General features: G+C 63.6%; 18 protein-coding genes and 1 pseudogene. 10 read left to right on the top strand and 9 right to left on the bottom strand.

Annotated features, from left to right (window positions below; all coding sequences use genetic code 11):
• Window positions 1–567 precede the first annotated feature (567 nt).
• Window positions 568–813: a helix-turn-helix domain-containing protein gene (locus tag EN874_RS34880; RefSeq protein WP_281061455.1), complete on the top strand. Its 246-nt coding sequence runs from the start codon at window positions 568–570 to the stop codon at window positions 811–813.
• 93 nt (window positions 814–906) lie between these two features.
• Here the strand turns inward: EN874_RS34880 and EN874_RS34070 are convergent, their stop codons facing one another.
• Both EN874_RS34070 and EN874_RS34950 read right to left on the bottom strand, forming a co-directional pair.
• Entirely contained in the window at window positions 907–1101 is a 195-nt protein-coding gene (locus EN874_RS34070) for a hypothetical protein (protein ID WP_135887477.1), read from the bottom strand.
• A gap of 249 nt (window positions 1102–1350) precedes the next feature.
• On the bottom strand, window positions 1351–1797 hold the full coding sequence (locus tag EN874_RS34950) for a LysR substrate-binding domain-containing protein (RefSeq protein WP_348631748.1): 447 nt from the start codon (window positions 1795–1797) through the stop codon (window positions 1351–1353).
• A gap of 140 nt (window positions 1798–1937) precedes the next feature.
• On the opposite strand from EN874_RS34950, the gene EN874_RS26615 reads away from it, so the two are divergent.
• A complete protein-coding gene (locus EN874_RS26615; RefSeq protein WP_127427766.1) occupies window positions 1938–2279 on the top strand; it encodes a hypothetical protein in 342 nt (113 codons plus the stop codon).
• A gap of 53 nt (window positions 2280–2332) precedes the next feature.
• Here EN874_RS26615 and EN874_RS26610 read toward each other — a convergent pair whose 3' ends face one another.
• Window positions 2333–3871, bottom strand: coding sequence for an FAD-dependent oxidoreductase (locus tag EN874_RS26610; protein WP_127427912.1), 1539 nt, complete (start codon window positions 3869–3871; stop codon window positions 2333–2335).
• Window positions 3872–4391: 520 nt separating this feature from the next.
• On the opposite strand from EN874_RS26610, the gene EN874_RS26605 reads away from it, so the two are divergent.
• Window positions 4392–6269: a bifunctional diguanylate cyclase/phosphodiesterase gene (locus tag EN874_RS26605; RefSeq protein WP_245513687.1), complete on the top strand. Its 1878-nt coding sequence runs from the start codon at window positions 4392–4394 to the stop codon at window positions 6267–6269.
• 48 nt (window positions 6270–6317) lie between these two features.
• On the opposite strand, the gene EN874_RS26600 is transcribed toward EN874_RS26605, so the two are convergent.
• Window positions 6318–7211 carry a LysR family transcriptional regulator gene (locus EN874_RS26600; RefSeq protein ID WP_127427767.1) on the bottom strand — a complete coding sequence of 298 codons (894 nt, stop codon included), beginning with the start codon at window positions 7209–7211 and terminating at the stop codon, window positions 6318–6320.
• Between the two features lie 221 nt (window positions 7212–7432).
• Here EN874_RS26600 and EN874_RS26595 point away from each other — a divergent pair, with 221 nt between their 5' ends.
• From EN874_RS26595 to EN874_RS26580, 4 genes are all read left to right on the top strand, one after another.
• On the top strand, window positions 7433–7828 hold the full coding sequence (locus EN874_RS26595; protein WP_127427768.1) for a cupin domain-containing protein: 396 nt from the start codon (window positions 7433–7435) through the stop codon (window positions 7826–7828).
• A gap of 24 nt (window positions 7829–7852) precedes the next feature.
• Complete coding sequence (locus EN874_RS26590) at window positions 7853–8869, top strand: zinc-dependent alcohol dehydrogenase family protein (protein ID WP_127427769.1); 1017 nt, start codon at window positions 7853–7855, stop codon at window positions 8867–8869.
• A 321-nt stretch (window positions 8870–9190) separates the two neighbouring features.
• Complete coding sequence (locus EN874_RS26585) at window positions 9191–9739, top strand: cupin (RefSeq protein WP_127427770.1); 549 nt, start codon at window positions 9191–9193, stop codon at window positions 9737–9739.
• On the top strand, window positions 9739–10338 hold the full coding sequence (locus EN874_RS26580; protein ID WP_168247618.1) for a dihydrofolate reductase family protein: 600 nt from the start codon (window positions 9739–9741) through the stop codon (window positions 10336–10338). The genes EN874_RS26585 and EN874_RS26580 overlap by 1 nt, the downstream gene beginning before the upstream one ends.
• A 21-nt stretch (window positions 10339–10359) precedes the next feature.
• Here EN874_RS26580 and EN874_RS26575 read toward each other — a convergent pair whose 3' ends face one another.
• A complete protein-coding gene (locus EN874_RS26575; RefSeq protein ID WP_127427772.1) occupies window positions 10360–10719 on the bottom strand; it encodes a hypothetical protein in 360 nt (119 codons plus the stop codon).
• A gap of 324 nt (window positions 10720–11043) precedes the next feature.
• Here EN874_RS26575 and EN874_RS26570 point away from each other — a divergent pair, with 324 nt between their 5' ends.
• Window positions 11044–11337, top strand: a complete 294-nt coding sequence (locus EN874_RS26570; RefSeq protein WP_127427773.1) for a GYD domain-containing protein — start codon at window positions 11044–11046, stop codon at window positions 11335–11337.
• 135 nt (window positions 11338–11472) lie between these two features.
• Here EN874_RS26570 and EN874_RS26565 read toward each other — a convergent pair whose 3' ends face one another.
• From EN874_RS26565 to EN874_RS26555, 3 genes and pseudogenes are all read right to left on the bottom strand, one after another.
• Window positions 11473–12018 (bottom strand): DNA-3-methyladenine glycosylase, encoded by a 546-nt coding sequence (locus EN874_RS26565; protein WP_127427774.1) that lies wholly within the window; start codon window positions 12016–12018, stop codon window positions 11473–11475.
• A gap of 5 nt (window positions 12019–12023) precedes the next feature.
• Window positions 12024–13010, bottom strand: a pseudogene (locus EN874_RS26560) (NAD-dependent epimerase/dehydratase family protein).
• 86 nt (window positions 13011–13096) lie between these two features.
• Window positions 13097–14245: an amidohydrolase gene (locus EN874_RS26555; RefSeq protein ID WP_127427775.1), complete on the bottom strand. Its 1149-nt coding sequence runs from the start codon at window positions 14243–14245 to the stop codon at window positions 13097–13099.
• A gap of 372 nt (window positions 14246–14617) precedes the next feature.
• On the opposite strand from EN874_RS26555, the gene EN874_RS26550 reads away from it, so the two are divergent.
• Both EN874_RS26550 and EN874_RS26545 read left to right on the top strand, forming a co-directional pair.
• Window positions 14618–14899, top strand: coding sequence for a hypothetical protein (locus EN874_RS26550; protein ID WP_127427776.1), 282 nt, complete (start codon window positions 14618–14620; stop codon window positions 14897–14899).
• 122 nt (window positions 14900–15021) lie between these two features.
• On the top strand, window positions 15022–15981 hold the full coding sequence (locus tag EN874_RS26545; protein ID WP_127427777.1) for an EamA family transporter: 960 nt from the start codon (window positions 15022–15024) through the stop codon (window positions 15979–15981).
• 76 nt (window positions 15982–16057) lie between these two features.
• Here the strand turns inward: EN874_RS26545 and EN874_RS26540 are convergent, their stop codons facing one another.
• Complete coding sequence (locus EN874_RS26540) at window positions 16058–16489, bottom strand: hypothetical protein (RefSeq protein ID WP_126084763.1); 432 nt, start codon at window positions 16487–16489, stop codon at window positions 16058–16060.
• Between the last annotated feature and the right edge of the window lie 81 nt (window positions 16490–16570).

Genomic DNA, 16570 nt, shown 5'->3' with positions numbered 1-16570 from the left:
AATACCTGTCTCCCAGGTACCTGCCCTAATGACGCGGCGCGGCCGATCTGGTTCCTGTCACGAGAGTCGCGCGAACATCACCGTCAATGTGCATTCCTGGGCATATGCGTTTGAATTTTAAGCCGGAACCAGTTCCCAAAAACGCAGATTGATGGCATGCTTATATAAGGGCCTATGCATTTCTCTGATTCCATGGCCCCCCGTCCTGGTGACCGGCGGCTCCCCAACGCCCCCGCCCATGCCGTCGGTTGCCCCATTTGAGCGCCTCAAAATCGAGCAATGCCGAGGCCGACCCGGCGTGCATTCGATTCAAAGCGCCCGATGCGCCAGGGTCGCCGACCGAGGCAAATGGTAGCGCCGCACGCTTGTATTAGCGCTCTGGAACATTCCTGCTTCCCGGGTGTTCGTTTGCCAGGAGGAGCACCCATGGCAGGCGTCAAAATGAAGCGCGATTTCCGGGACCGCGACCGTGTGTCGGCAGACGAGGACTACGAGGTTCACTACTTCGCCAAGCAGCACACAAGCCGCCGGAAATGGACAGCTGAAAGGTCTTAGTGGAGAGCCCCCGTGATAGATTTGACGCCAGAGCAGTCCCGAGCCGCACGAGAACTATTGCACTGGTCCCAGGTGCGCCTCGGCGCCAAAGCCGGCCTTGGCGAAGGGACCATTCGCGAATTCGAGAACGGGATTAGAATTCTGCGGGTCGAGAAACGAACCCGCATCCGCCGCGCGTTTGAGATGGCCGGCGTGGTGTTCACCGCGAAGGGACCTTCGCTGTCTGCCGCGAGGTCCCGAATGAATCGTTATTGCTAACCGCGGCGCTGCCGAGTCCGCACCACCGGCAGCGAGCCTGGCTGTCTAGGTTGCATCGCCGATGCATCAACTTGCTTGGAGATCTCTACGAGGCTACTTTTGGCCGGCACCCGCCCGCTTGACAGCGTCAAGTCCCAGTCGTGTGTTTTCGCCCTCGGCGAAAGATTTCGCGTCCGGTTCGGACCTGAACCCCTTTATGGTTACAACACCGTCTTCGATGACGCGCACGTAATACCTGTCCTCCAATGCGTCGATCTCTACCGAATCCATTACGATTGACTTGTTCATTGATAGCCCACCTGAACAGCCATCCCGGGCGTCCAACGTCGTCGGCGAAAAGATGTTCCGCGATTCACTAATAAAATCGTGTAGTCAGTCCGTTAGAGCAATCGATTGTCTCGTCTCCATACAGGCCCTGACTCAATGCAAGGCGCGCCGGCCCGCCTGTTCGATGAATAGGTTGTTCGAGTCGAATATTTCATGAGCCGGCGAACGCGGTGCAGGCAGAAATGCTCTCTCCGCGGTTTTCGAAGAGCCTCAACCCGGCGCGATCCCCGAAAACGGCCAATCCCGAAAGGCCTTGACCTTGCGCTGGCGGATCGCCTCCGGCGGGTACACCAGATAGAAGCTGGAGACGGCTTTCAGCGCGTGGTCGAAAGGCCGAACCAGGCTGCCGGTGGCGAGGTCGGCTGAAACCAGCATGCTGCGGCCGAGCACCACGCCTTCGCCCGGCACGGCGGACTCCACCGCGAAGGTGGCGGAATCGAAGGTCAGCCCGCTGTTCGGATCGACGCCTTCGACGCCGGCGCTTGCCAGCCACGCCGCTATTTCGAACAGATGGGCGCTAGCATTCCCGCGGGAAGGATCGCGACGCCCGCCGATGTTGCGCCAGCCTATCTCGATCTGCTGCAGAACGACTTCATGACCGGCGAGACCATCCACATCGACGGCGGGCAGCGGCTGGTCTGAGCGGCCAGGGCGCAAAACCTGGTGTCCTGCTCTCACCAGGGCCGAACGTCGCCTGCTGGGGGTTTGCTGGGCATTCGCGGACCAATGGCGTTTTTGGCGGAACGCTAATATACATGACGCCCGAATGAGCAGCGTCTCCGCAGACGAGGAATGCCGTGCGAAGCTTCATTCTCACAGCCATGTGCATCGCCGCCGCCGCAACAGGCGCCAACGCGCATGACTGGTACGAAAACAAGGTTGATCCGGTGACGAAGTTCAAATGCTGCGGCGGTCATGACTGCCGCGCCATACCTCAGTCTTCGGTACAGTCGAGGGTTGACGGGGGCTATACTTATGTGCCCGACGGTTTCAACATCCCGCGAGATCGCGTGCAGGAATCGCCGGACGGCCAATACCATATCTGCGAGAATCATTACGTCATAACCAATCAGCCCTATTTGCGCTGCTTTTTCGCGCCACGGGCCAAGATCTCTCTTTTGCTGCCGACGCCACGGTAATACGGTTCGTCGCTCCCAGATCGTCATCCCGATCTGACCGGCTCCTGTGTGATTCATCCGTTGGCCGTCTGGCGTTCCATTTCGATCTCGGCCTCCAGGCTTTCGATGTCGCGGAAAATCGAAGCGACCGCCAGCGTGCGTCCCTTGCGATTGAAACGCACCAGGCAATCTCTGGCGGCAATGTCGCCTTCCACCGCTATCTCGTCCCATCGCTCCGCATGTCCGACGTAATTGATCGGGACGTCATAGTGCTGGCTCCAGAAGAACGGGACGGCAGTGTATTTCTCCTGGCGTCCGAGCATGTTCAGTGCTGCCGTTTGCCCCTGCCTTTCCGCGACCACCCAGTGCTCGACCCTGATGTTTTCGCCGGTGTGGGGATCGGGCCACCGCGCAATGTCGCCGGCCGCGAAAATGCCCGGCACGCTCGTCTCCAGGAAGGCGTCCACCATGACGCCGCGGTCGAGCCTGAGCCCAGCTTTCTCGGCGAGCCCGAGCCGCGGCCGCACGCCGATGCCGGCTACGATAAGATCCGCGGTCAGGACAAGGTCGCTGCTCAGTTGCACGCTCGCGCCGTCGATGCCGGTCGCGGTGTCCTTGAGATGAAATACGACGCCGTTCTGTTCGTGGAGGCTGCGGATGAAGTCGCCCATTTGCGGCCCGAGGACCCGTTCCATCGGGCGTTCGTCGGGAGCGACGACATGAACTTCGATGTTTCGCGCGCGCAGCGACGCGGCAACTTCGAGGCCGATGAAACTGGCGCCCAGCACGATGGCGCTGCGGGCAGTCTTGGCCCGGTCGATGATCGTGCTGCAGTCTGCGAACGAGCGCAGCGTGTGAACGTGCGGCTGATCGGCGCCCGGAATGGTGAGGCGGACCGGTTCGGCTCCCGTTGCAAGCAGCAATCGGTCGTAGGCAGCCAGGGTTCCGTCGGCGAGCACGACCTCGCCGGACCGGACATCGATGTCGGCGACGTTGGTTTTGAGACGCAGATCGATGTCATTCTTTGCATAAAAGCTTGCGCCATGCAGTGGAACCCAATCCGAGGGCGCCTTGCCGGCGAGGTAGTCCTTGGAAAGGTTGGGACGATCGACGGGCGGCGCCTCGTCGTCGCTGAGCATCAGGATGCTGCCCCGATGGCCTTCGCGCCGTAGTCTTTCGGCGGCCGCGAAACCTGCCGCGCCGCCGCCGATGATCACGACTTTACCGGCAAACTGGCCGGCGTCTCCGCCGGCGGGCTTCCGAGCCACCCGTTTGCGTTTCTCGCCCACGAATATCCGGTCACCCCGCTGGTCCACCGACCAGCAGGCGAGCGGATTGAAGGCGGGCGCGCGCAAGGCTTCGCCGGTGCGCAAATCAAAGCATGCATGGTGCCAGGGGCATCGAACGGTATCCTCCACGACAAGACCGTCAACCAGCGGCCCGCCGTAATGCGTGCACGTTGCTCCGATTGCGAAGACTTCCGTCCCGCTGCGCACCAGCAGCACCTGTTCATCGCCGCAGTGACCGACCAGCTTTCCGCCATCGGGAAGGTCGGATTGCGCGATGCCTTGGGTCAAATCCGGTCCGTTCGATTTGGAATGGTCTTGAGCCATCTTCTCCTCCCTTATGCCATGTAGAACCTGCCAGAGTGACTCCGGGCCATGTTTTGGGCAATCACACGATCGCTTGGCCTGCTTACTCCAGTCGGTGAAGGTTCGGGGCCTTGTCGCGACATCGGTGCGCCATCCTTCCCTGACCGTGGAGACCGACCGATGATTAGATGAAGTTTCGTCGGATCGGTTCCAACGGACCGATAAATTTTCGCGGCCTGACCGCACGGTCGGATCGGGCCTGCGATCTCCGATCGTGCAAACCTGCCGGTCGGGCTGTGGGCAGCCTCGACTCCGATGTCGCGGAGTCCGCGGACGCCGCGCGCGCCTGTCTCTGCCGGATGCGCCGTAAGCTGCTGAAATCCTTAACGTGATTTTCATCCCGCTCACCTACACACTTAGTATCATGGGACATCTCAACCCGCCTGGCTCAGGCCCGGGCCCTCAGGGGCAAAGCGAATCCGTGGAAGACGGGATACTCCGGGATCAGCTCGCTGACCTAAGGAAGGGCCTCTTCATCTCGATGCCCGTCGGCACGGTGCTCTCGGCCCTGGTCCTGGCGGTGCAGATGCTCTCGGGCGGCCGCCTCGCGGCGGTGCTGTGGTTCGCGGCGGTCACCATCATAAATGGCGCCCGCATAGGGCTGGCGCTTGCCCAGTCGGACGTTCCCGATAGTGGGCCCGATTGCGGGTTGAAGCCGGTCGCTGCCCGACTTTCCTTTTACGGGCTGTTGGCTCTGGCATCCGGCATCGCGTGGTCTTTTCTGGCCGCGCTGTCGGATGGGTACGCCACGCCTCAGGCGCCGCTCTACCTGGTCGTTCTTGCGGGCCTCTCGGCCGGTTCGGTCACCTACGGGGCGTCATACGCACCGGCTTCGATCAACTTCATGACGCTGCCGCTGCTGATCGCTGCCGGATGCGTGTTGGCGAAAGGCAATATCGAGAACTACGTCCTCGGTTTCACGGTCCTGCTTTTTCTCTGCGGAATGATCAGGAGCTCGCTTCTCGGTGAGGCCCGCTTCAAGGAGACAAGCCGCCTCAAATACGAGGCGAGGGCCTTCGCCGCCCAGATGGAACGGAATTCCAGGCGGGATCCGCTGACGAATTTGCTCAACAGATACGGGCTCGAGCAGGCCATCTCATGTCTGGGGCGTTCCGACGGTCCGTTCGTGGCCATGCTGATCGATCTGGACGGCTTCAAATCCGTCAACGACACCTATGGTCACAATATCGGAGACGACCTGCTGGTCAGGGTCGCGCGCAGGATAGAGAACCATGCTCCGCCAGGGGCAACAATTGCGCGCATCGGCGGCGACGAGTTTGTGCTGCTGTTTCCCGCCTCGCGATCCCCGCATTCGACGGAAGAGCTTGCCTCCTCGATCATCGCGGCCATCGCAGATCCCGATCCGGCGCTGAATTCGGTGCGTGTCGGCCCGTCGATCGGAATCTACGCATCGGAGAAACCGCAATTGACGGAGATGCTGCTGCGCGCGGACTTCGCGCTTTATGCGGCCAAGCACAGCGGCAGGAACGAATACTGTCTCTTCGATGCCGAACTCGACCAAGGGCTCGAACGCAAGCATTGCATCGAGCGCGACCTGCGCGCAGCCATCGAGAGCGGCGCTCTTTGCTCGTGGTTCCAGCCGATCGTGCGGCTGGACACCCATGCGGTCGTCGGCTTCGAAGCGCTCCTGCGGTGGCAGCATCCGGTCCATGGGGCCATTCCGCCGCCGGAGATCGTCACGGCGGCGCGTGAAACCGGTCTGCTTTCCTTGCTCACGGAGACCGTGTTTCTCAACTGCTGCTCCATGATCGAAGAACTCGCGAGGGACGGTCGCCAGGATGTGCGCGTAGCGATGAATCTATCGCCGCGCGAGCTCGAGGCCGGCAATGTCGACGACATGATCCTCGACGGCCTCAGGGCAAACAACGTGCCCGCGGCCATGCTCGAGATAGAGATCACGGAAGAGGCGCCCGTGGATCGCGACAGGGTGGACGAAAAGCTGGAACGCCTGGCGGACGCGGGCATATCGATCGTGCTCGATGATTTCGGCACCGGCTTCTCGACCCTGGTGTCGCTGAAAGACAGCCGCATCCGCAAGATCAAGATCGACAAGGACTTCGTTCGCGATCTGCCGAAGTCCGTAGAAGACCAGGCGCTCGTCAAGGCGGTCATCGATCTCGGGCGGACGCTGGGAATAGAAGTGATGGCCGAGGGCGTCGAGACGGACGCCGACCGCCTGATCCTGCGCTCGCTCGATTGCATGATCGCCCAGGGATTTCTCTTCTCGGCAGCGCTTCCCATGCATGACGCTCTTGCCTTCGAACCAAGGCATTTCGACGGCTCTGCCAAAGCTTCCTTCGATCCCGTGCCCTCACGACGAACCGACAGCGCTGCCTGAGAGGCGAGCGGCTGCGATGGCTCAGCAGCGATCGATCCGGCCGCGGCTTCAACTCCGATGCCGCAGCGCCTCGACGACCACCGCCATCGCCGGCGAAAGCTGCCGGCGGCTCGGATAGTAGAGGTGATAGCCCGGGAAGGGCAGGCTCCAGTCGTCGAGCACGAGCGTCAGCCGTCCCTCCGCGATGTGGTGGCTGACAAGGTTTTCCGGGACGTAGCAGATGCCGTAACCGCTCAGCGCCGCGTCGACCATGGGAAGCGTCGTGTTGAAGGTCAGCTGGCCGTCCACTCGCACCCGAAGCTCGCGGCCCTTTTTCTCGAACTCCCAGGCATAGAGCCCGCCGAACGTCGCCTGCCGCAGGCAGATGCAGTCATGCGTGACCAGATCCTGAGGTATCCTCGGGGCGGGGCGGCGCGAGAAATAATCGGGCGAGGCGACGGCCACCAGCCGCCAGTCCGGGCCGATCCGCACCGCGATCATGTCGCGATCGACGCTCTCGCCGAGCCGCACGCCAGCGTCAAAACGCTCCTCCACGATGTTGCGCATGCCGTTATCACTGTAGAGCTCGACGCGGAGATCCGCATAGTCGCGCAGCGCCGGCTCAAGCTTCGGCCAGACGACCGTCTGCAGCGCGTGGTCAGACAGCGTGAGGCGGACCGTGCCCGAGGGCTTGTCGCGAAAGGCGACCAGGCCGGCGAGGTCCGCCTCGATCTCCTCGAAGCGCGGCGCAAGCGACTGGAACAGCCGCTCGCCGGCCTCGGTGGGCGCCACGCTGCGCGTCGTGCGCGTGAGCAGGCGAACGCCGAGCCGCGCCTCCAGCTCCTTTATGGTGTGGCTGAGCGTCGACTGTGACGTGCCGAGCTCCGCCGCCGCCTTGGTGAAGCTGCGCTCGCGGGCGACCGCAAGGAACCACAGCAGATCCTTCATGTCGTCGCGCTGCATCGGAAACCTTCTTCGGTTTCAGATTTATATCACAGGCCGATAAGTCCATGCGGATTATCTCATCTAATCCCACGAGCTTCGCTGCAATATCTTCCCTGGCAAGTCGGTGCGGGCCAGCCCGCGCCCCCCGTGAGGCTCGGCCGCCTCAATGAGGATCAAGACGCCCTCGGCAGAGCGGCGAGTTTCCGCTTCGCATCGAACGCATCTGACAGGAGATCACCATGGACATTCTTCGCGCAGGCACGCGGCCGTCCGGCAAGGGTCCGGCTGACTGGTGCACCGGCACCGTCCGCATCGATCCGCTCTTCAACCCCTTCGACGCCGCCCGCACGCAGGGCGCGCAGGTCACCTTCGAGCCCGGCGCCCGCACCGCGTGGCACACACACCCGCTCGGGCAGACACTGATCGTCGTCTCCGGCCGCGGCCGCGTCCAGCGCGAGGGCGGCCCGGTCGAGGAGATCAGGCCCGGCGACGTCGTCTGGTTCGCGCCCGGCGAGAAGCACTGGCACGGCGCATCGCCCGAGACCGCCATGACCCACATTGCCGTCCAGGAGGTCAAGGACGGCAGGGTCGTCGACTGGCTGGAACATGTCAGCGACGCCGACTACGGCGCCTGATCCTCCGAACGAAAGGAAAGCAAAATGCTCGCAACCGTTCTTCACAAGCCCGGCGACATAAGCTGCGAGGAAGTCGAGGACCCGAAAATCCTTCGCCCGACGGACGCCATCATCAAGCTCTCGGCAAGCTGCATCTGCGGCTCGGACCTGTGGCCCTATCGCGGGCTGCAGCCGGTCGACGGCCCGATGCATATGGGCCACGAATATTGCGGCATCGTCGTCGAGGTGGGCGCAGAGGTGCGCAACGTGCGCCCCGGCCAGTTCGTCGTCGGCTCCTTCTGCCTTTCCGACAACACCTGCCCGCACTGCCGCTTCGGCTTCCAGTCCTCCTGCGAGCAGCGCGAGTTCATGTCGGGTGCGCAGGCGCCCTATGCCCGCGTGCCGCTGGCCGACGGCACGCTGGTCGCCACCGCCGAGGTTCCGCCCGCCGAGCTGGTGGCTGACCTGTTGGCCGTTTCGGACGTGCTCGGCACCGGCTGGTATGCGGCCGACGCGGCCGAGGTTCGCGAGGGGTCGACGGTGGTCGTTGTCGGCGACGGCGCGGTCGGCCTGATGGGCGTGCTCGCTGCCAGGGAGATGGGTGCGGAGCGCATCATCGCCATGAGCCGGCACGAGAGCCGTCAGAAACTCGCCCGCGAATTCGGCGCGACCGACATCGTAGCCGAACGCGGCGAGGAAGGCATTGCCCGCATCAAGGAACTCACCAAGGGCGTCGGCGCGGATTCGGTGCTGGAATGCGTCGGCACGGCCGAATCCTTCGACCAGGCGCTGGCCTGCTCGCGGCCCGGCGGCACCATCGGCTATGTCGGCGTGCCGCATGGCGTGAGCTTCGATGGCCAGCGCCTGTTCTTCGGCCAAAAGCGCATGCTGGGCGGCCCGGCGCCGGTGCGCCGCTTCCTGCCCGATCTGATGGACCGCGTGCTCAAGGGCAGGATCAAGCCCGGCAAGGTCTTCGACCTCAAGCTGCCGCTGGCCGAGGTGGCGGAAGGCTACCGCGCCATGGACGAGCGCCGCGCGATCAAGGTCATGCTCGAGGTGTAGGTCTCTGCAAGGGAGAGCCGGCGGCAAAACTGCCAATTTCCCCCCTTGTGGGGGAGATGTCCGGTAGGACAGAGGGGCGCTGTCCCGCCGGCCTTGCCGGTCGATCGTACCTGCATCCTTGCGAGGGGCGCACTTTGGCAAGCGCCAACGCTGCATTCCTTCGCGCCCCCCTCTGGTCTGCCGACCATCTCTCCCACAAGGGCCCACAAGGGGGAGATCGGATGTCACGTTCGCCTTCGCCAATCGCCGCAAGGGGCGGGAACAAAGCGCGCCGCCGCTGGTTGAGAACGGTCGGCAATCGAGCGGCGGAAAGGTCACGGCATGCCAGGACAAGCAAAGCTCAGGGAACTTGTCGAGCAGCGTGAACCGCTCACCTTCCGCTTCGAGGATGACGGCCTGGTGCCCAACCATCCACGCTGGCCGATGCTCGTCTACCGAGAGGCCGTGACGCTGCCGGACGATGTCAATCCGGCTTCCGTCTTCGAGGACCTGTTCAGCACGAACGGCTGGGGCGACGGCTGGCGCAACGGCATTTACGATTACGTCCACTACCATTCGCGCATCCACGAAGTGCTGGGCATCGCGCGCGGCACGGCCGAAGTGCGCTTCGGCGGCGGCGAGGGCAAGGTGCTGACGGTCAAGGCCGGCGACGTGGCGATCCTGCCGGCCGGCACCGGCCACCAGCGCCTGTCGTCGTCATCTGACCTGCTCGTCGTCGGCGCCTATCCGCCTTTCGGCACCTACGATCTGTGCACGCGCGCCGAGCAGCACGAAGAGGCGCTGCGCACCATCCCCAAGGTCGGCCGTCCTGAGAAGGACCCCGTCTATGGCAGCGAAGGCCCGCTGCTTGCCGCATGGCAGGAAGGCTGATGGCACGGATCGTCGCCATCGAGCATCTGACGCTGGACGGTGTTTACCAGGCGCCGGCGCGCGCCGATGAGGATACGCGCAATGGTTTTGCCCATGGCGGCTGGGGCAATCCGGGCAGCGACCGCAAGATGCAGGAGGTCATTGGCCACGCCATGGCCGGCGGATGGTCGCTGCTCGCCGGCCGGACTACCTATGAGGACCTCTACGAAGGTTGGGCCGTCCGCCAGCCTGCCAGTCCGATGACCAAGGCGCTGACCGACGTGCGGAAATTCGTAGCTTCCCACGACCCAGGCTACGAACCGCGTTGGGAAAATTCGACGCTGCTTGCCGGCGAGGCAGCCATGCGCCAGCTCAAGCAAGCTCATGACAAGCCGCTGGTCATGTTCGGCAGCGGCAAGCTGCTCCGCGCGCTGATGCGGCATGGGCTGGTCGATGAACTGGTGCTGATGGTCCACCCGCTGGTGCTGGGCGAAGGTTTTCGCCTTTTCGAGCCGGGGCAGGCGCCCTCGACGCTGAAACTGTTGAGCCAGGTCGCGACCGAAACGGGCGTGGCAATCCTCACCTACGCCTTCGACAAGAAGGCTGCACGGCCGGAGTAGGGATCGGAACGCGGCCACCGCTTATGGATACTTCGCCTTCTTTGGCGCGTAGATCGCAGGATCGAAATCCAGTTCCTTCGGCAGTGGCTGGCTGGAGCACTTAAGATGCATCTGCCGGGCGAGAAGCCGTCGCTGCTGCTGCTCATGCTCCTTGACCGCCGCCACCATTCCCATGCTGTAGGGGCCGAGCAAGACGCCGAAACCCCAGCCGGGGTGCTCTTTTTCACGGGTGGCGTAGTCCGCGGCCGCCAAGCGGGCTTGCTGGCATTCCGGCGATGCCCATTTCGGGTCCTGCTGCGAGAGCGACGATCCATAGTCGACCGGAGAGCTGACGCATCCAGCCACCACCGCGCTCAAAGCGACGGCCATTGCATATCTCATCCTTAAGCCTCTCCTAAAGCAGGGTGGGAGTACACAGGAACCCTTCTTCCCACAAGGAGATATCCGAGGCTAACAGCTGCCGCCCTTGTCCGCCCGGCCGTGCCGGATCCGGGACCGGGCGAACGCGAAGGGCGGCGCGCCCAACAAAGGCCCGCCATGCGAGCCGTCCACGCCGAGCGCTTGGCAGGGTCTGCGGGAGCTGTCCTTGCAGACGGCGCTTTTCGGGCCGCCTGTGGTTTGCCCACCCACCTCGTGGTATCGTTGCTGCGGGAGACGGCGGACGCGCCGTGAGCGCCCGCCCGCTCCCCATTGTGGGAGGAACAAATGGCTTATTACGTATTCCTGTCGAATTTCACAGACCAGGGTATCAAGACCATAAAGGATACTCAGAAGCGTGCCGAGGCCTTCAAGGCGGCGGCCAGCAAAAGCGGCGTCAAGGTTCACACGCTGTTGTGGACGCTGGGTCAATATGATGTCGTGGGGATCACTGAAGCCGAAGACGACATTGCCGCTACCGCACTCTCCTTATCGATCGCATCTTTAGGCAATATCAGAACTCAGACATTGAGGGCGTTTGATACGGCCGATATGACCAAGATATTGGCAAAGGTGGCTTGATCGCCACCGCGCTGCAGCGCGCAGATCGTCCAAATCAAGTCGGGCGACGGCCTCCTGATCCATGACCACAGCCCGCGGCATAAGAAAGAGGTTCGCGGCTCGACGAGGGCCGCGATCTTTACACCGCTTGGCCGCTCAGAACTTCCGGCTGAGATAGGACGATCCGCCAAGGCCGAACCTCCACTCGGCTTCCATGCCCCTGGAAATCCCGATCCTGCGTCCGCTGACGATCGCGGCGGCGTCGGTCTCGGAGCGGGCGAACTCGAAGGGCGGCGCGCTCAACGACAGCCCGTTGTGCGAGCCGTCGATGCCAAGCGCCTGGCAGAGCTTGCCCGGACCGGAGCACAGCAGCCTGTCGTCGTCGGTTCCCCGCCTGCCGCGCATGGCGGCGATGCCGGATTGCGGCTGGATCGCCCGGATCAGCACCGCGCTGCCCGGCAGGCACACCGCATTCAGGCACCAGTGCAGGCCGTAGGAGCGATAGACATAGGCAGTGCCCGGAGCACCGTACATCGGCGCGTTGCGCGGCGTGCGGCCGCGATAGCTGTGCGAGGCCGGGTCGTCGGGGCTATAGGCCTCGCTCTCGACGATGATGCCGCCGACGCCGGCGAGACCAAGCCGCGCGCCGATGAGCTCGTGCGCGACCACAAGCGCGTCACGGGCAAAGAAATCACGCAACAGAACGGTCAGCGGCCTTTCCCCGCAAAGCCGGGATCCGGGGCGGCAACCGTCCCCGCGGCTATCAGCGCCCGGACGGACTCCTGGATTGCCTCGAAGCTCGTATAGCGAGGCTTGTAGCCGAGGCGCTGACGGCTTTTCTCGATCGAGTGGGATGAGCTGCGCATGACATGTCCTCGCGAGCCCACGGCATCATCGCCTTCCAGATCGAGGATCCATTCGTCGAAGGGTTTGAACGCGATCCGCGGCTCCTTGCCGAACCAGCGATAGACCGTTTCGGCATAGCCCCGCAGCGTGACCGCCTGCTCGGAAACCGTGTTGAATGCCTCGCCGATCGAGGCCGTCCGGTTTTCGATCGCGCGGATGATCCACTGGGCGACGTCATCGGCATGAACGTGATGCACCGTCTCGAGCCCGAGATTCGGCAGAACCAGCTCGTCGCCGCGGGCGATCAAGGAAAAGACGGCGGGATTGGCATTGCCGAGCGGGTTGATCGGGATCCATCCCTCTCCCACGATATGGCCGGGCCGAAAGCAGGTCGCCGGAAAACCGGTCAGCCGTGCCTGCCGCAACAGCCAGGCCTCGATCGCGGCCTTGTTCGCCCCGTATGTGTCGATGGGGTTTGGCGGGTCCGCCTCGGTCGACGGGATGGTGAAGAAACGACCGTACACCCAGATCGAGCTGCAGAACAGATAGTGCTCGATCCTGCCGCGCAGCGCCTCGACCAGTTGCCGGGCGCTTGGCAGATCGAACGATATCATGTCGACGACGATCTCCGGACGCAGCTCCGCGATCATCGTGCCGAACCGTCCCGCCTTCTCTTCGGCGGCGCGATCGATGGCGATGTTCTCGATCGAATTTCAGGCGAAATGGGGACGATAGGGCACCGCCATGCCGCGGCTTACATTCACGACATCATGTCCGAGCTCGACGAGCCGAGGCACCAGATAGCTTCCGACGTGACCGCTGCCTCCGATGACGACGATGCGCGACATGGCCTGCTCCCTGCTGCCCACACGATTTCCGAGATTTGGTTCCTGCCGCGATATACCTAAGGCTTGTCGAAGGAGAAGCCAGCCGCTCACCCCAAAAGATTGCGCACCGTGCGCATGAAGATTTTCGAGCCGATCGGGATCAGGTCGTCGGGAAAGTCGTAGTCGGGATTGTGAAGGGCAGGGTAGCGCTCGCCGGCGCCGAGGAAGAACATCGCGGATTTGGCATTGTGGCCGAAGATGCCGAAATCCTCCGAGGCGCGCATCGGCAGGGCTTCCTCGCCGCGCGAAACACCTTCCTCGTCGAGCGCCCGCGCGAGATGCTCCACCGCATCCGGCGCGTTGACGCTGGCGACGAAAATCTCATGATAGTCGAAGCGCACGGCGAGGCGATGCTCGGCCGCGATCTTCGCCGCCAGCGCTTCCGCGGCGGCGACCAGCTCAGCCATGCGCTCGTCGCGCCTTGTGCGTAGCGTCGCCCACACCTCAGCGTAACCGGGCGCGATGCCGAACACGGCCTCGCCCATCGCGACATGGGTAACGGTGACCATGCTGAAATCGTCGTCGGCGAAGGAGCCGTGCCCAAGCGCGGGCAACCGCGGCATCAGCTCGCTCACCGCCAGCATCGGCGACACGCCGGTTTCGGGCATGGAGGAATGCGCGGTCTTGCCCTCCAAGATGATCCGCATGCCGCGCGAGGCGCAGTTCACCACGCCCGCCTTGAGCCGCACCTCGCCGAACGGCACGCCCGGCAGGTTGTGCAGCGAGAAGGCGAAATCCGGCGCGATCTCTGAAAAGCGCGGATCGGCGACGACGCCGGCCGCGCCATTGCCGGTCTCCTCCGCTGGCTGGAACATCAAAACCACGCGGCCGCGCGCCGGCCTCTGGCGCCCGAGCTGGCGGCCGAGCGCGGCGAGGATCGCGGTGTGCCCGTCATGGCCGCACATATGCGACTTGCCGGGCACCTGCGAGGAATGCTCGACCCCCGAAAGCTCCTCGATCGGCAGCGCGTCGAGCTCCGAGCGGAACAGCACAGTCGGCCCGGCTTGGCCGCTGTCATAGACCGCCGCCACGCCGTGCCCGCCCAATCCGGTCAGCACCTTGTCCGCTCCGGTATCGGCGAGGAAGGCAACGACCTCTTTCGCGGTCTTCTCTTCCTCGTTGGAGATCTCCGGCTGCCGATGCAGCTTGCGGCGCCACGCGGTGAGCTCGATGAGATCTCGATTGGTGAGGGTCATGGCGGGGCTCCGCTTGTGCTTGCAGGTCACACAAACACAATAGGGTTTTGCTCGCGCCGTAGCATGCCAATCAATTCCGCTAGTCCATCGGCGATTCTCGACCCCATGCGTCGTGGCTCGATTCGAAGAGCTTTAATTCGCGCGAGAGTTCGCCGAAGCTCGCTCCTCGATCACGTCCCCGACACGGCTGCGCCGACGCTTAAGATGCGAACCTTCGTGTTAACCATCAGTTAACTATCCTGTGGCGTTCAATACGATCCTGGAGGATATTGATTTGGCCGCGAGAGTCAGCGCGGCTGAGTTGAAAAGAAGCGACGGAACACCGTCGTCTCCCGGGGAGGCGCCTGCATCGGCTTTGATGAGGAGCGCCAAATGCAGATCGAAGACGCAGTTGCTGCAGCGACGGCCGAAGACGGCGCGCTTGTATCTTGCCTAGGCCAGCCTGTTGTTGCCTATCACGTCACGGCAATCATGAGAGAGACGAACGCGGCGCACGCCAGGGCGATGCAGCTCGCCTTGATGCGGCGCAGCATCGAGGCTCTCGTCGACGATGGCCTGGAAGATGCCGCCGCCGAAGATTTTGCCTCACAGTTTCACGGTCGCATCGGCTCGACCTGGAGGCTTCTGCATTCGTCCGACGGTTCGCCGAACTGACGCCGATCATCTTCCCGTGCGACGCAAGCATCCCCGCCATCACCGTCATCCGCACAGATAGGTAACATTCGAGGACGGTGATATATTGCAGCTGCGTCTGACGTGCATCGAAGGGGGATGACATGCAGGCAGTGCCGATAGCGCATCAAGCAGACCAGCCTGCGGTCGCCTCGATACCCTCGCTCTCCGGCTATCCGGCCGCCGTGCTGTGCTGGCTTCTGTCGGCCGGCGTCTATATCGCGGCCAAATGGGTGGCGCCGGAAATGCCGCCCTGGGGGCTTTGCTTCTGGCGGCTTGCGTTGGCCTGCGCCATCCTGCTGCCGATCGTGCATCGTCATCACGGCGCGATGGTAGCGCTTCTCAAATCCCGGCCCCTGGAGATCGTCGCCGTGGGGGCGATCGGCCTGACGCTGTGCCAAGGCATGATCTACCATGGCCTCGCTGCCACCGACGCGACCACGGCCGGCATCATCATGGCGCTGTCGCCGGTCATGACCATGGTGCTCGCGCGTTTCGTGCTCGGCGAGCCGCTCGGGCTCTGGAAATCGCTTGGCGCGGCGGTTGCTCTCGCGGGCATGCTGGTCATCGTCGCGCATGGGGATCTCACGGCGCTGCTGCAGCTGCGCTTCAACCTCGGCGAATTGTGGATCGTCGGCAGTGCCTTCTGCTGGGCGCTCTACACCGTGCTTGTGCGCCGTTCCAAATTCGGCATCGAGCTCCTGCCGCTGGTTGTGCTGTTGCTCGGCGCCGGCGCGCTCGTCGCTCTGCCGTTTCACGTCTGGGAATGGTTCAACGACGAACGCTCCGCCTTGAACGTTCATGGCTGGCTCGCGCTCGCCTATCTGGCCGGCCCCGGCGGGGCGCTGATGTACTATCTCTACAACCGCAGCGTGGACACGCTGGGCGCCAGCCGCGCGAGCATGCTGCTCTATCTGCAGACGCTGTTCGTCGCCATCCTTGCCTACCTGCTGCTTGGCGAGAGCCTGCACGACTACGACCTGCTCGGCGCGGCCTTCATCGTCGCCGGCATCGTGCTTGCGACGCTAATCAAGCCCAGGCCGAGCCCCGCTCGCGCCGCATAGGCTGCGGTTCTCCGACAGCATGCCGAAATCGTTCAATCCCCGATGCTCCAAGCGATGGCAAACGGAGCGGCGGCCCTTACCTCAACCCGATGCTCATGCCGCTGAGATCGGCGTTGACTTGCAGGCCTACCTGCCGGCCCGTGAGTTCGAGTTCAGCGCCCTTGTCGTTGGTCATGACGATCACCTGGGCCCCTTTGCCGAGCGCGCCGCCGCCGCCGGCTGCGCCATACACTCCCGTCACATCCCGGGCGCGGCGTATGTGTCGCACGGTGCCCTGGAAATAGGTTTTGGAGGCTCCGAAGGCGAGACCGCCCGAGATGCCGCCGATGGAGATCGGATAGCGGCGGCCGTGGAAGGTCAGCGTGCCCTCGCCACCGGATCCACCGATGAAGAAGGCCGCCTTGTAGACGGAAAAGCGGATCGTGCCGCTGTCGGCGTGTGCTGCGCTGGCAAGGCTGACGCCCGCGGCTGCGAAAACGGCAATCGCGACAGAACGAAATATGGACATGATAAGACTCCTCAAGAGCGCCGCTTGCCCAACCGGCCGGGCACGTCAGCGTCGTATCAAAGTATAGCTGAACAGTCTCGC

It is taken from the genome of Mesorhizobium sp. M1D.F.Ca.ET.231.01.1.1 (genome assembly GCF_003999155.2).
Taxonomy (GTDB): domain Bacteria; phylum Pseudomonadota; class Alphaproteobacteria; order Rhizobiales; family Rhizobiaceae; genus Mesorhizobium.
Note: the sequence above shows the minus strand (reverse complement) of the source record. Positions and strands in the feature narration are given on the sequence as shown.